Source organism: Cecembia lonarensis LW9 (genome assembly GCF_000298295.1).
In the GTDB taxonomy this organism is placed as follows: domain Bacteria; phylum Bacteroidota; class Bacteroidia; order Cytophagales; family Cyclobacteriaceae; genus Cecembia; species Cecembia lonarensis.
This window is the reverse complement of record NZ_AMGM01000324.1, coordinates 1-582: the sequence shown is the minus strand read 5'-3', so window position 1 is coordinate 582 and position 582 is coordinate 1. Positions and strand designations below refer to the sequence as shown.

Below are 582 nucleotides of genomic sequence, written 5' to 3'. Positions count from 1 at the left end.
GGTCCCCGCCGGCGCGTGCCGGGCATGCGGCGCGAAGAGGTTGCCGCCCTGGCCCAGGTGAGCACCGACTACTACACCCGGCTGGAGCAAGGCCGGCATAAGCGTCCCTCCGAGACCGTGTTGGGCGCCTTGGCCGAAGCCCTGCAACTGGACGAGCTGGCCACCCGTCATCTGTTTGACCTCGCCCGTGCCGTGGCGGCCCCGCGCAGAGGCGGGCCGGGGAGCACCTGCGCAACGCGCAAATTTGCTGTGAGCAGGACGAACGCCGATGTGAGGATCGTCGCTCAAAGTGCCGTTCATCGCGCCACGCATGTGATACCGGGCTCAATGGTTCCCACCCGCACAAGATTAGTCACTAGACTATTAGGCAGGTCTAGAACTATGCCCCCGTGTTGGTCACCCGCACGGCGGCGCTTGGACAAACGGAAATTCAGGGAGAAGAGGCGTAATACCGTGCCAGATCAATCGCACCACCGACTCACGGAAGAGTTCGGCGGGAACGAATGGCTAGTCGATGAGCTGTACCAACAGTTCCTCAAGGACAAGAACTCGGTAGATAAGAAGTGGTGGGACATCTTCGCG

At 62.0% G+C, this 582-nt stretch carries 1 protein-coding gene; it reads left to right on the top strand.

The window, feature by feature from the left end:
* Window positions 1–15: 15 nt before the first annotated feature.
* A partial coding sequence (locus B879_RS24310; protein WP_262481921.1) for a helix-turn-helix domain-containing protein occupies window positions 16–582 on the top strand: 567 nt, incomplete at its 3' end.